Annotated in this window: 14 protein-coding genes; 8 read left to right on the forward strand and 6 right to left on the reverse strand. The window is 56.3% G+C overall.

Features of this window, described 5'->3' with window-relative positions:
- Positions 1 to 36: 36 nt before the first annotated feature.
- Positions 37 to 330 (reverse strand): DUF1161 domain-containing protein, encoded by a 294-nt coding sequence (locus IM273_RS16570; RefSeq protein WP_028013000.1) that lies wholly within the window; start codon positions 328 to 330, stop codon positions 37 to 39.
- A 69-nt stretch (positions 331 to 399) separates the two neighbouring features.
- Here IM273_RS16570 and IM273_RS16575 point away from each other — a divergent pair, with 69 nt between their 5' ends.
- Positions 400 to 1,146, forward strand: a complete 747-nt coding sequence (locus tag IM273_RS16575) for a YnfC family lipoprotein (RefSeq protein ID WP_032644870.1) — start codon at positions 400 to 402, stop codon at positions 1,144 to 1,146.
- A 17-nt stretch (positions 1,147 to 1,163) separates the two neighbouring features.
- On the opposite strand, the gene speG is transcribed toward IM273_RS16575, so the two are convergent.
- A complete protein-coding gene (gene speG, locus IM273_RS16580; protein WP_041910220.1) occupies positions 1,164 to 1,724 on the reverse strand; it encodes a spermidine N1-acetyltransferase in 561 nt (186 codons plus the stop codon).
- Positions 1,724 to 2,062 (reverse strand): DUF1283 family protein, encoded by a 339-nt coding sequence (locus IM273_RS16585; RefSeq protein ID WP_008502414.1) that lies wholly within the window; start codon positions 2,060 to 2,062, stop codon positions 1,724 to 1,726. Before IM273_RS16585 ends, speG begins: the two co-directional genes overlap by 1 nt.
- A 152-nt stretch (positions 2,063 to 2,214) precedes the next feature.
- Here IM273_RS16585 and IM273_RS16590 point away from each other — a divergent pair, with 152 nt between their 5' ends.
- The 5 genes from IM273_RS16590 (at position 2,215) to IM273_RS16610 (ending at position 8,028) form a co-directional block, all read left to right on the forward strand.
- Positions 2,215 to 2,541 (forward strand): YnfA family protein, encoded by a 327-nt coding sequence (locus IM273_RS16590; protein WP_193050091.1) that lies wholly within the window; start codon positions 2,215 to 2,217, stop codon positions 2,539 to 2,541.
- Between the two features lie 112 nt (positions 2,542 to 2,653).
- Entirely contained in the window at positions 2,654 to 3,868 is a 1,215-nt protein-coding gene (gene manD / locus IM273_RS16595) for a D-mannonate dehydratase ManD (RefSeq protein WP_193050089.1), read from the forward strand.
- Positions 3,869 to 3,882: 14 nt separating this feature from the next.
- Positions 3,883 to 4,902, forward strand: coding sequence for a Zn-dependent oxidoreductase (locus IM273_RS16600; protein ID WP_193050087.1), 1,020 nt, complete (start codon positions 3,883 to 3,885; stop codon positions 4,900 to 4,902).
- Between the two features lie 73 nt (positions 4,903 to 4,975).
- Positions 4,976 to 6,343, forward strand: a complete 1,368-nt coding sequence (locus tag IM273_RS16605; protein ID WP_028013006.1) for an MFS transporter — start codon at positions 4,976 to 4,978, stop codon at positions 6,341 to 6,343.
- Positions 6,344 to 6,564: 221 nt separating this feature from the next.
- Positions 6,565 to 8,028 carry a mannitol dehydrogenase family protein gene (locus tag IM273_RS16610; RefSeq protein ID WP_193050085.1) on the forward strand — a complete coding sequence of 488 codons (1,464 nt, stop codon included), beginning with the start codon at positions 6,565 to 6,567 and terminating at the stop codon, positions 8,026 to 8,028.
- A gap of 43 nt (positions 8,029 to 8,071) precedes the next feature.
- On the opposite strand, the gene ydfZ is transcribed toward IM273_RS16610, so the two are convergent.
- Positions 8,072 to 8,275 (reverse strand): putative selenium delivery protein YdfZ, encoded by a 204-nt coding sequence (gene ydfZ / locus IM273_RS16615; protein WP_028013008.1) that lies wholly within the window; start codon positions 8,273 to 8,275, stop codon positions 8,072 to 8,074.
- A gap of 288 nt (positions 8,276 to 8,563) precedes the next feature.
- Between ydfZ and IM273_RS16620 the strand changes: the two genes are divergently transcribed.
- A complete protein-coding gene (locus IM273_RS16620) occupies positions 8,564 to 8,995 on the forward strand; it encodes a universal stress protein (protein ID WP_041910207.1) in 432 nt (143 codons plus the stop codon).
- A 32-nt stretch (positions 8,996 to 9,027) separates the two neighbouring features.
- Here the strand turns inward: IM273_RS16620 and IM273_RS16625 are convergent, their stop codons facing one another.
- The gene (locus tag IM273_RS16625; RefSeq protein ID WP_028013010.1) at positions 9,028 to 9,714 is read right to left on the reverse strand and encodes a GntR family transcriptional regulator; all 687 of its coding nucleotides are present in this window, start codon (positions 9,712 to 9,714) and stop codon (positions 9,028 to 9,030) included.
- A gap of 91 nt (positions 9,715 to 9,805) precedes the next feature.
- Positions 9,806 to 10,552: a bifunctional NADP-dependent 3-hydroxy acid dehydrogenase/3-hydroxypropionate dehydrogenase YdfG gene (ydfG, locus tag IM273_RS16630; RefSeq protein WP_028013011.1), complete on the reverse strand. Its 747-nt coding sequence runs from the start codon at positions 10,550 to 10,552 to the stop codon at positions 9,806 to 9,808.
- Positions 10,553 to 10,694: 142 nt separating this feature from the next.
- On the opposite strand from ydfG, the gene dcp reads away from it, so the two are divergent.
- On the forward strand, positions 10,695 to 12,728 hold the full coding sequence (gene dcp, locus IM273_RS16635; protein ID WP_193050084.1) for a peptidyl-dipeptidase Dcp: 2,034 nt from the start codon (positions 10,695 to 10,697) through the stop codon (positions 12,726 to 12,728).
- Positions 12,729 to 13,087 lie beyond the last annotated feature (359 nt).

The raw sequence follows: 13,087 nt of genomic DNA on the forward strand, positions 1-13,087 counted from the left end.
TTAATCCTTGTCAAATCAAAGGGGATTGACGGTGATTTACTGAGGTTCAGCCGGCGCATTATCCTGATTGCCGGACGCCGCCCCGCTGCCCGTACGGGTGTACAAAATTTTAAAGGTGTCGTTGGCACAGTGGCCCACCACCTGAGCGTCCGGCTGGTCAGCCTGATCGTTCGGCACAATGTTCAGCGTAAAACCTGACTCCGGCACGCCGTTGTTGATGATCTTCTGCTGAATGTCGCTTTTCACGCGCTCGCAGGAGTCCGGTGCCGCCAGCGCGGCCGTTGAGGCACTCATTAACAGCAGGGCGGTAATCCAGGGTAACCGTTTCATCTGTAGCTCCTTTTCTCTGTGTAGAGATTAATTTTAGCAGGCTTCGTGTAAACAACTGTATTTGCTAATATGATTGGGAATAATCTCTCTGTATTGGTAAAGAATGTGAAGAAATATGCAGCGATAACGCTCCTGGCAGCTACTCTCGCAGGGTGTGATAACAACTCCGCGCCGCTGTCGTTTACGCCCGAGATGGCGAGTTTTTCGAACGAATTTGATTTCGACCCTCTTCGCGGCCCGGTCAAGGATTTTACCCAGACGCTGTTCAACGAGAAGGGTGAAGTGTCCAAACGGGTCACCGGCACCGTGTCGGCGGAAGGGTGTTTCGATACGCTGGAGCTGCACGACCTGGAGGCTAACACGGGCGTAGCGCTGGTGCTGGATGCAAACTACTACATCGATGCAGAAACCCAGCAGCGTAAGGTGAAGCTGCAGGGCAAATGCCAGCTGGCCGAACTGCCGTCAGCCGGGGTGACGTGGGATACCGACGACAACGGCTTCGTGGTGGCCGCACATGGTAAAGAGATGGAGGTGAAGTACCGCTACGATGCGGATGGCTACCCGCTGGGCAAAACCACCGTCTCCGGGGATCAGCATTTATCGGTACAGTCGACGCCGTCTAAGGATCTGCGCAAAAGAATGGATTACTCGGCCGTGAGCCTGTTAAACGATAAGCCGCTGGGCAACGTGACGCAGAGCTGCGACTACGATCGCCACAATAACCCGGTGAGCTGCGATCTGACGATCACGGACGACAGCGTCAAACCCGCCGTTGAGCGCAAGTACACCATCAAAAACACGATTGAGTATTACTGAGAATGAAACCGCGCAGGCTACTGCGCGGTTGGTTTCAGCAGGCTGGCGCCTGACGGCTTGTGACCGGCCAGATGCTGATGCTGGAAAATGCACATGCGGATGGTATTGCGGTATTCACCGTTGATAAAGAACTCATGAATCAGCTCGCCTTCTACCATAAAGCCCAGCTTGCGGTAGATATGGATCGCTTTTTCGTTCTCTTTATCCACGATCAGATAAAGCTTGTAGAGATTCAGTACGTTGAATCCGTAATCCATCGCCAGCTTCGCCGCCCGGGAGGCCAGGCCTTTTCCCTGGTGTTCCGGCGAAATAATGATCTGGAACTCCGCCCGGCGGTGAACGTGGTTGATCTCAACCAGCTCCACCAGCCCGGCTTTGTCGCCTTCACACTCCACCACAAAACGACGCTCGCTCTGATCGTGAATGTGCTTGTCGTAAAGATCCGACAGCTCGACAAAGGCTTCGTACGGCTCTTCGAACCAGTAGCGCATCACGCTGGCGTTATTGTCGAGCTGGTGGACAAAGCGCAGGTCTTCACGCTCCAGCGGCCGGAGTTTTACGTCACAGGGCGCCGACATTATGGGGCTACCGTACGACCAGTGCGGCGATCCAGGCAGCGCAGGGTGTTCGGCTCCCAGTAGGCATTGACGTTCGCACTTTGCTGACACTTATCGCGTGCGTCAAAGGCGACATCTTCTTTGTCCCACTCTTTTTCAGCACGTTTGTTGACCTTCTGACGAAGGCTGCGGGTGTCATTCCATTGTTCTTTGTCCATCGCGGCGTTCTGGCGGCTTTGCGCGCTGTCACCAGACTCAATAATGAGCTTGCTGGTTTCCGCTGTCGCAGAGGCGGCAAAGGCGAACGATGACAGCGCCAGCAGGGCTGTCAGACAAAGGCGTTTGCTTAATGTAGTCATAGCGTTTCCTTTTAAATGGGTGCAGATGAGCAAGTTTCCCCGTTCAGATTCTACACCAAAGAGCAATAACGGCATACCCGCGGAGCAAGTATGGAAAAGTAAAGGGCATCATCAGGTATGATGGTTAAATAAATCCTCACCTGACGTGAAATATGCTCAAAACGACGCTGCTTTTTTTTGCCACCGCGCTATGCGAAATCATCGGTTGCTTCCTGCCCTGGCTCTGGCTGAAGAAGGGGGGAAGCGCACTGCTGCTGATCCCGGCGGGCGTCGCGCTGGCTCTGTTTGTCTGGCTGTTAACGCTGCATCCGGCGGCCAGTGGGCGCGTTTACGCGGCTTACGGCGGCGTCTATGTCTGCACGGCGCTGCTGTGGCTGCGCGTGGTGAACGGCGTCAAACTCAGCGCATATGACTGGGCCGGGGCGCTGATTGCCCTGTGCGGTATGCTGATTATTGTGGCGGGATGGGGCCGTGCTTGAGCCCCCCGAGTTTTGTGATCGTTAGCTGATTTTATGATCATTATACTTGTATGGTAGTAGGGTTGATGGGTAAATTTCCAACATCACAACGAACGATGTAAGGAAAGGAATTATGAAGATTGTCGCGGCTGACGTGTTTGTTACCTGCCCGGGGCGGAACTTTGTCACCCTTAAAATCACTACCGATGAAGGGATCGTTGGCCTCGGTGACGCCACGCTGAACGGGCGTGAGCTCTCCGTTGCTTCCTACCTGAAAGATCACCTCTGCCCGCAGCTGATTGGCCGCGACGCGCACCGTATCGAAGATATCTGGCAATTCTTCTATAAGGGCGCCTACTGGCGCCGCGGGCCGGTCACCATGTCGGCAATTTCCGCCGTGGATATGGCGCTCTGGGACATCAAAGCCAAAGCGGCCAATATGCCGCTCTACCAGCTGCTGGGCGGCGCATCCCGTGAGGGCGTAATGGTCTACTGCCACACCACCGGGCACACCATTGACGACGTGCTGGAAGATTACGCCCGCCATAAGGAGATGGGCTTTAAGGCGATCCGCGTCCAGTGCGGCGTGCCGGGTATGAAAACCACCTACGGCATGGCTAAAGGGAAGGGGTTGGCCTACGAGCCCGCCACCAAAGGCGACTGGCCGGAAGAGCAGCTCTGGTCCACTGAGAAATACCTCGATTTCACGCCAAAACTGTTTGACGCGGTGCGCAGTAAATTTGGCTTCAATGAGCATCTCCTGCACGACATGCACCACCGCCTGACGCCCATCGAAGCGGCGCGCTTCGGCAAGAGTATCGAAGCGTTCCGCATGTTCTGGATGGAAGACCCAACGCCTGCGGAAAACCAGGAGTGCTTCCGCCTGATCCGCCAGCATACCGTCACGCCAATTGCGGTGGGCGAGGTGTTTAACAGCATCTGGGACTGCAAGCAGCTTATAGAAGAGCAGCTTATCGACTATATCCGCACCACTATCACCCATGCGGGGGGGATCACCGGGATGCGCCGCATCGCGGACTTCGCGTCGCTCTATCAGGTGCGTACCGGATCGCACGGCCCGTCCGATCTGTCGCCGATCTGCCACGCGGCCGCGCTGCATTTCGACCTGTGGGTGCCGAACTTCGGCGTGCAGGAATATATGGGATACTCCGAACAGATGCTGGAAGTCTTCCCGCACAGCTGGCTCTTTGATAACGGCTATATGCATCCGGGCGAGAAGCCGGGGCTGGGCATTGAGTTTGATGAAAAGCTGGCGGCGAAATACCCGTACGATCCGGCCTATCTGCCGGTGGCCCGTCTCGAAGACGGCACGCTGTGGAACTGGTAACCGAGGAGCGAACGATGAAAAGCGTAGTGATTCAACAGCCGAACCAGCTGGTGATTGAAGAGCGTCCGCGCCCGGAGCCAGGCGCAGGCGAGGTCCGCGTCAAAATCAAGCTGGCCGGGATCTGCGGGTCAGACAGCCACATCTACCGCGGGCATAATCCGTTTGCAAAATATCCGCGCGTGATTGGCCACGAGTTTTTTGGCACGATCGACGCCGTGGGCGAGGGCGTAGAACCGTCCCGGTTAGGGGAGCGCGTTTCGGTGGATCCGGTGATCAGCTGCGGACACTGCTACCCGTGCTCCGTCGGCAAGCATAACGTCTGCACCTCGCTGGTGGTGCTGGGCGTCCACCGCGACGGCGGATTCAGCGAATATGCCGCCGTGCCCGCTAAAAATGCCTGGCGCATCCCGGATGCGATCCCGGATAAACACGCCGTGATGGTTGAACCTTTCACCATTGCCGCCAACGTGACGGGGCAGGCTAGCCCTACCGAACAGGACGTTGCGCTGATCTACGGTGCAGGGCCGATGGGACTGGTCACCGTACAGGCGCTGAAGGGCGTCTACAACGTGAAGCAGGTTATCGTCGTCGACAGAATCAATGAGCGTCTGGCCATGGCCCAGCGCAGCGGCGCGGACTGGGTCTTTAATAACGGCGAAACGTCGCTGCAGGCCGCGCTGGACGAAAAAGGCATCAAGCCGACGCTGATTATTGATGCCGCCTGTCATCCGTCGATTTTGCAGGAGGCGGTCACCCTGGCTTCCCCGGCGGCGCGCATCGTGCTGATGGGCTTCTCCAGCGAGCCGAGCCAGATAGTCCAGCAGGGGATTACCGGTAAAGAGCTGGCGATCTTCTCCTCGCGCCTCAATGCCAACAAATTCCCGGTCGTCATCGACTGGCTTGAAAAAGGGCTGATCGATCCGGAAAAACTGATCACCCATACCTTTGACTATCACCATGTAACAGACGCCATCGAACTGTTTGAAAAAGACCAGCGGCAGTGCTGCAAGGTTTTACTGACGTTCGGGCAATAACCCTACACGCGGTTAAGAGCCCGCGAAGACGGGCTCTCAGTGGTACGCATCTTACCTTTTAGAGATAGCCATTATGACGCAAGCACAACCTCAAAGAACCACCTCAGATCTGGTGAAAGCCGCCGTCTCCGGCTGGCTGGGCACCGCGCTGGAGTTTATGGATTTCCAGCTCTACTCGCTGGGGGCGGCGCTGGTATTTCATGAAATCTTCTTCCCGGAACAATCGGCCGCGATGGCGCTGATTCTGGCGATGGGAACCTACGGCGCGGGCTACATCGCGCGTATCGTCGGGGCCTTTATCTTCGGCAGAATGGGCGACAGCATTGGCCGTAAAAAGGTGCTGTTTATCACCATCACCATGATGGGGATCTGCACCACGCTGATTGGCGTGCTGCCGACCTACGCGCAGATCGGCATTTTTGCGCCCGTACTGCTGGTAACGCTGCGTATCATTCAGGGGCTGGGCGCCGGGGCGGAGATCTCCGGGGCGGGGACCATGCTGGCGGAGTACGCCCCGAAAGGGAAACGCGGCATCATCTCCTCGCTGGTGGCGATGGGGACTAACTGCGGGACGCTGAGCGCCACGGCGATCTGGGCCATTATGTTCTTCGCCCTCGATCGTGAACAGCTGCTCGCCTGGGGCTGGCGCGTGCCGTTCCTTGCCAGCGTCGTGGTGATGATCTTTGCCATCTGGCTGCGAATGAACCTCAAGGAGAGCCCGGTCTTTGAGAAAGTAAACGATGCAGAAACCGTGCAGCCGGACACCTCGCTGGGTTCAATGGTGAAAAGTAAATCCTTCTGGCTGGCGACCGGCCTGCGTTTCGGTCAGGCGGGCAACTCGGGGCTGATCCAGACCTTCCTCGCGGGTTATCTGGTCCAGACGCTGCTGTTCGATAAAGCGATTCCCACCGACGCGCTGATGATAAGTTCTATTCTCGGGTTTATCTCCATCCCACTGCTGGGCTGGCTTTCCGACAAAGTGGGGCGCAGGCTGCCGTACATTATCCTCAATATCTCCGCCATTATTCTGGCGTACCCGATGCTGTCGATTATCGTCGATAAGAGCTATGCGCCGGGGACAATCATGCTCTCGATCATCGTTATCCATAACTTCGCCGTGCTGGGGCTGTTTGCGCTGGAAAATATCACCATGGCGGAGATGTTTGGCTCGCGAAATCGCTTTACCCGAATGGCTATCTCCAAGGAGGCGGGCGGTCTGGTGGCGGTGGGCTTTGGCCCGGTACTGGCGGGGATTTTCTGCAATATGACGGGTTCCTGGTGGCCGATTGTAGCCATGCTGGTGGCCTATTCCGTGATTGGGCTGGTTTCGGCGTTCCTGATGCCGGAAGTCCGCGACCGCGACCTCAGCGCGGCTGAAGATGCCGCCGAGGCCGCGCCGAAAGAGCGCGTGGGTTACGGCGCGGTCTCCACGCGACGCTAGTGGTTTATATCTTTCGTGACTTATCACACAACTTTTTGTTTATGTCACACCACCTGAGCAAAAGTTAATATAAATCAAAAACTCAAACGGCAGTATCAGTATGGTTGATGGCAGTATTGTTTTACCCCAACTGCCATTCTAGTTGGTGTAGTCAGCAGGCGCTGCCGCTCTGGACTGGGGGCGGCAGCGATCCACAGCTTTCTAATTAGCGAGTCTTAATCATGGAAAACACCTTATTACAGGCCAACGCGACGCTGCCTCAGTACGATCGCGACAGCCTTAAAGCACGCATTGTACATTTAGGCTTCGGCGCATTTCACCGCGCGCATCAGGCGGTGTATGCGGACATCCTCGCGGCTGAACACGGCAGCGACTGGGGGTACTGTGAGGTTAACCTGATTGGCGGCGAGCAGCAGATTGCCGACCTGAAGACGCAGGATAACCTCTACACCGTAGCGGAAATGTCTGCCGATGGCTGGACGTCCCGCGTGGTTGGCGTAGTCAAAAAGGCCCTGCACGCGCAGGTCGACGGGCTGGAAAGCGTGCTGGCGGCAATGTGTGAACCGCAGGTGGCGATTGTCTCGCTGACCATCACCGAAAAAGGCTACTGCCACTCTCCGGCAACCGGGCAACTGATGCTCGATCATCCTTTCATCGTTGCCGACCTGCAAAACCCGCATCAGCCGAAATCTGCGCCGGGCGTGGTGGTGGAAGCGCTGGCGCGTCGTAAAGCGGCGGGGCTGCCCGCGTTTAGCGTGATGTCCTGCGACAACATGCCGGAGAACGGTCACGTGATGCGCAACGTAACCTGCGCGTACGCCCGGGCGTTAGACGGCGAGCTGGCGGACTGGATCGAGGCTAACGTTACCTTCCCGTCAACCATGGTGGACCGCATCGTACCGGCGGTCACACCCGATACGCTGGATAAAATCGCGCAGCTGACCGGCGTACGCGATCCGGCGGCGGTGGCCTGCGAGCCGTTCCGCCAGTGGGTTATCGAGGATAACTTTGTGGCCGGGCGTCCGGAATGGGAAAAAGCCGGAGCCGAACTGGTTTCAGACGTGATCCCGTTTGAAGAGATGAAGCTACGCATGCTCAACGGCAGCCACTCTTTCCTGGCGTACCTGGGCTATCTGGCCGGTTATCAGCACATCAATGAGTGTATGGAAGACGAACACTATCGCGTCGCCGCGCACGCGCTGATGCTCAACGAGCAGGCGCCGACCCTGAAAGTGAAGGGCGTCGATTTAGAACGCTACGCTGACCTGCTGATCGCCCGTTACAGTAACCCGGCCCTGCGCCACCGTACCTGGCAAATTGCGATGGACGGCAGCCAGAAGCTTCCGCAGCGGATGCTGGATCCCGCGCGCTGGCACCTGGTGCACCAGACGCCTTTCCCACTGCTGGCGCTGGGCGTGGCTGGGTGGATGCGCTATGTCGGCGGCGTGGACGAGCAGGGTAACGCTATTGACGTGAGCGATCCGCAGCTGGCGGTGATTCAGGCGGCGGTGAAGGGAAGTGCCGAAGGGGAAAACCGGGTTAACGCGCTGCTCGGCATTGAGGCCATTTTTGGGAAAGAGTTGCCGCGAGAAAAAGCCTTCACAGATGCCGTGATGAGCGCGTATCAGACGCTGCTGCAGAAGGGGGCTAAGACCACGGTGGCGGAGTACGTGTCGCACCTGTAATTCAACACATGCCGCCGTTCGCGGCGGCATGTCGGCGCACAATTTAGTGCATACCCAGACGAATCAGTTCAATTGGTTCGAACTTACCTTCGCATCCTTCCACTTCCACCGTTTTGCCACGGCGCACCTGCGCGGCATCCAGCCCGTCGCTGTGGATCGCCTTAATCACGCCGGTTTTGCCGGTGCCGCTAATCATGACGCGGCTGCCGGTGGTGATTGCATTGCGGTTACGGTCGTATGTCATCATGGTATTTTCTCCTCTCTAAACTATCCGTTACGGCGCTATTTCAGGTTTTGCCGTTCACGGGGCACTATAAATACGCCTGTCTGCCAGTCATGTTTTTGTTTTTGATCAAACTCACACTTTTTTCTTTATTACATGGGGCGTTGACGCTTCACGACGGCAATTTACAAAGCAGACCGTTATTTTCACTTATTGATAGTTTCTACGGGGAAGCGTTGAGGATTAGTTTATATTCCCGATGCCATTCTGGTTGCAGGAAATAACCCTTCATTGGAATAAGGAGTCAGGCTTATGTATAAGAAGATTTTGATGCCTGTTGACGTGTTTGAAATGGATTTAAGCGACAAAGCGGTTCGCCACGCGGCTAACCTCGCGAAGGCCGAGGGCGCGTCGATTACCCTGGTCAATATTCTGCCTGCCAGCAGCCGGTCTCTGCTGCGCGGATTCAACGCCGATATTAAAAAGTTTGAAGAGTATATGAGCGCAGAATCCGGGAAGAAAATGAACGAGTTAAAACGACTGTTCGATATCTCCCCGGAGAATATTCACACTCTGGTTCGTTTTGGCAGCGTCCGCGATGAAATTATCAAGCTGAGCAAAGAAGGGGAATATGACGTGATTGTCATCGGGTCAAAAAATCCGGGCATCACCACCCATCTGTTGGGGTCAAATGCGGAATCTATTCTGCGCTACGCCACAATTCCGGTGTTAGTCGTTCGTTAATTACGGCGCCGCCCACAAAAGGGCGGCAAATATCACTCTTCGCTAAACCACTCGCTATTTTCCTGACGAATAAGCTGCACGGATTCACCAATCTCCTGCAGATGCAGGGTCATCGCTTTTTCCACGCCGTCCGGGTCGCGTTTTTCCAGCGCGCTGAAAATATCGTGATGCTGGCGGAGCAGCATTTCCGGCGGGGAGACGTGATCGAGGCTCATGTAGCGCACCCGGTCAATGGTGGCCTTGATGTTCTCGATGGTATCCCAGGCCAGCTGGCAGTCTGCAATTTGCGCCAGCTTCTGGTGAAACTCATCATCAAGCTGGAAGAAATCGTTGAGCTGTTTACGGTCAATCGCAATGCGCTGCTGATGCAGGTTTTGCTCCAGCAGGTAACACTGGTTGTCATTAATGAGCGTCGCGGCACGGCGCACCACCGCACATTCGATCGCCTGGCGTACGAAACAGCCGTTGCGCACCTGTGAGAGTGAAATTTTGTTCACGTAGCTGCCGCGCTGCGGGCGGATCTGAATCAGGCCGTTCTCCGCAAGCTTAATAAATGCTTCACGCACCGGCTGACGAGACACGTCAAAACGCACGGAGACCTCTTTTTCAGAAAGCGGCGTTCCCGGTGGGATCAGGCAATGGACAATATCACGTCGCAGAATGCGATAGATTTGCTGGTTTACGGGCTGGGTGGGATTGAGTTGCGATTCAGCGGCCATGAGTTGTCATTTCTCAGAGAGTTAGCCCGAACATACTACCATTCTTTTATGACCCGAAACAGACCCGGCCCGCGGGCCGGGAAGGGCTTATTTAGCCACGATGGACGCTAAGTCCGGCAAAACTCTGGCTGACCGGCATCATTTCCACGGTATTGATGTTGACGTGTTTTGGCAGCGTTGCGACCCACCAGACCGTTTCGGTGACGTCTTCCGGCGTCAGGGCGTTGGCGTTTTCGTAGGTTTTATCCGCTTTCGCGTCATCACCTTTGAAGCGCACGTTGGAGAATTCGGTGCCGCCTACCAGCCCCGGCTCGATATCGGTGACGCGAATGGCGGTGCCGTGCAGGTCGGTGCGCAGGTTCAGGCTGAACTGGCGCACAAACGCTTTGGTCGCGCCATAGACATTACCGCCCGCGTAAGGCCAGCTCCCGGCGGTAGAACCGATGTTGATAATGTGGCCGCGGTTGCGCTCGACCATGCCCGGCAGCACCGCGCGTGTCATGTACACCAGCCCTTTGTTGTTTGTGTCGATCATGTTTTCCCAGTCTTCAACGCTGGCTTTGTGGGCAGGCTCCATGCCCAGCGCCAGACCGGCGTTGTTGACCAGCACGTCGATGGCACGCCACTCTGCCGGCAGGCTGGCAATCATCTCTTCAATGGCCGCACGGTTACGCACGTCCAGCTGCGCGGTCAGGATGCTGTCACCTAAATCGTCCTTCAGCTCCTGCAGGCGCTCCTGACGACGGCCCGTTGCAATCACCTTATGCCCGTTGGCGACGAAGCGACGCGTGATGCTTTCACCAAAACCTGCCGTTGCCCCGGTAACTAAAATAATCATCTCACTGTTCCTCAACGCTTTTTGTGTGGTACTAACATAGCACGCCCGCAGAGGGTGCGTTAAGGCAACATTTGTATGACGGCGTTGCAGGCGATGGCGGCCTGGCCTACTCTGGGAAGATATTCGTTCGGAGGAGTGAAAGATGACGGCCACCAACCCCTTTTTTGACATTAGCCTGCTGCCTTACCAGGCTCCCCATTTTGATACCATCAAAGACGAGCATTATCGTCCGGCCTTCGATGAAGCGCTTCGTCAGAAGCGGGCGGACATAGAGGCGATAGTCTCTCACACCGCTGCGCCAGACTTCACTAACACCGTGCTGGCGCTGGAGAAAAGCGGCGTCATGCTCGCGCGCGTCAGCAGCATTTTCTTCGCCATGACCTCCGCGCACACCAATGCGTACCTGCAGGAACTGGAGGAGCAGCTCTCCACCGAACTTGCCGCGCTGGCGAACGACATCTGGCTGAACGACACTCTTTTCGCCCGCGTCGAGAGCGTCTGGCAGGACCGCGCCGCGCTGGATGCCGAATCCCGTCGGCTGGTCGAGGAGACGTACCAGCGCTTTATTCTGGCCGGCGCGCGCCTGAATGAAGCGGAAAAAGCCGAGCTGAAGGCGCTGAATACCGAGGCCGCGTCCCTGACCAGCCAGTTTAACCAGCGCCTGCTGGCCGCTAACAACGCGGGCGGGCTGGTGGTTGATTACGCGCACCAGCTTGAAGGCCTTAGCGCCGAAGAGATTGCCGCCGCGGCGCAGGCCGCCGCGGAAAAAGGGCTTAACGACCGCTGGCTGATCCCGCTCCTGAATACGACACAGCAGCCTGCGCTAGCCGCGCTGCGCAATCGGCAGACGCGCGAAAACCTGTTCAACGCCGGCTGGACGCGCACCCAGAAAGGGGATGAAAACGACACCCGCACGCTGATCCTGCGCCTTACGGCGCTGCGGGCGCGCCAGGCCCGTCTGCTCGGCTTTGAGGATTACGCCAGCTGGAGCATCGCCGACCAGATGGCGAAAACCCCGGCCGCCGCGCTGGAATTTATGCGCGGGATTGTGCCCGCCGCGCGTGCCCGCGCGGAACGCGAGCAGGCCGATATTCAGAAGGTCATTGATGACGAGCAGGGTGGCTTCACCGTGCAGGCCTGGGACTGGGCCTTTTATGCCGAGCGCGTGCGTCAGGCGAAATATGCCCTCGATGAATCGCAAATTCGACCCTATTTTGCGCTCAATACCGTTTTACAGGACGGTGTATTCTGGGCGGCCAGCCAGCTGTTTGGCATTCGTTTTGTGGAGCGTTTCGACATTCCGGTTTATCACCCTGACGTCCGCGTATGGGAAATTTTTGACCATACCGGTGAGGGCATGGCGCTGTTTTACGGCGACTTCTTTGCCCGCGATTCCAAGCAGGGCGGGGCCTGGATGGGCAATTTCATCGAGCAATCCTACGAGCTTGCTGCCCGCCCGGTGATCTACAACGTCTGCAACTACCAAAAGCCGGGTAACGGCGGCGTCGCGCTTCTCTCCTGGGATGACGTGATAACCCTGTTCCACGAGTTTGGCCATACCCTGCACGGTCTGTTTGCCAGCCAGCGCTTCGCCACGCTGTCCGGTACCAATACGCCGCGTGATTTCGTTGAATTCCCGTCGCAAATTAATGAGCACTGGGCCAGCCATCCTCAGGTGTTTAGCCACTATGCCCGTCATTACGAAACCGGTGACCCCATGCCGGACGCGCTGCGGGAAAGCATGCTCAACGCGACCCATTTCAACAAGGGCTATGACATGACGGAGCTGCTGAGTGCGGCGCTGCTGGACATGAACTGGCACGGCATCAGCGAGGCCGTGTCGAGCGTTGAAGAATTCGAAGCCGCGGCGTTGAAAAAAGAGGGGCTGGATCTGCCCGCTGTACCGCCGCGCTATCGCAGCAGCTACTTTGCCCATATCTTCGGCGGCGGCTACGCTGCGGGATATTACGCCTACCTGTGGACGCAAATGCTGGCGGACGATGGCTATCAGTGGTTCGTGGAACAGGGTGGATTGACGCGTGAAAACGGACAGAAATTCCGTGAGGCGATTTTGTCTCGCGGCAACAGCGCTGACTTAGCCGAACTTTATCGAAACTGGCGCGGACACGATCCGAAGATTGAACCGATGCTGGAGAATCGCGGGTTGAGCGCATAAAGCCACTTTTAGCTAAGAAGATAACCGGGCCCCGCGCCCGGTTTTTTTATAGGTCTGAAAGCCCGGAAATGGTCAAAAAAAGAACTAAAATTTACATTTTTTAATATTTTGAAATATATTTATATTAAATGTGCTTAAATTTAGGCGCCTTTACCAATCTCAATTTTATAATGCTCGCAAGTTTATTTAATTATTTATGCTGACTGGTACATGGCCGTTTATTGCATATAAGAATCATCGCAAAAAGATGATTATTATATTTTTACCTCAGCCTAAAGTATTAATTTTCTCTGCCGATTAGCATGGGTGTGGTCGTGGTGGAAACCCATTTCCATTAACCACAAAAAATAAGCCGTTAT

This window comes from Enterobacter cloacae complex sp. P13B (assembly GCF_014895915.1).
Lineage (GTDB): Bacteria > Pseudomonadota > Gammaproteobacteria > Enterobacterales > Enterobacteriaceae > Enterobacter > Enterobacter bugandensis.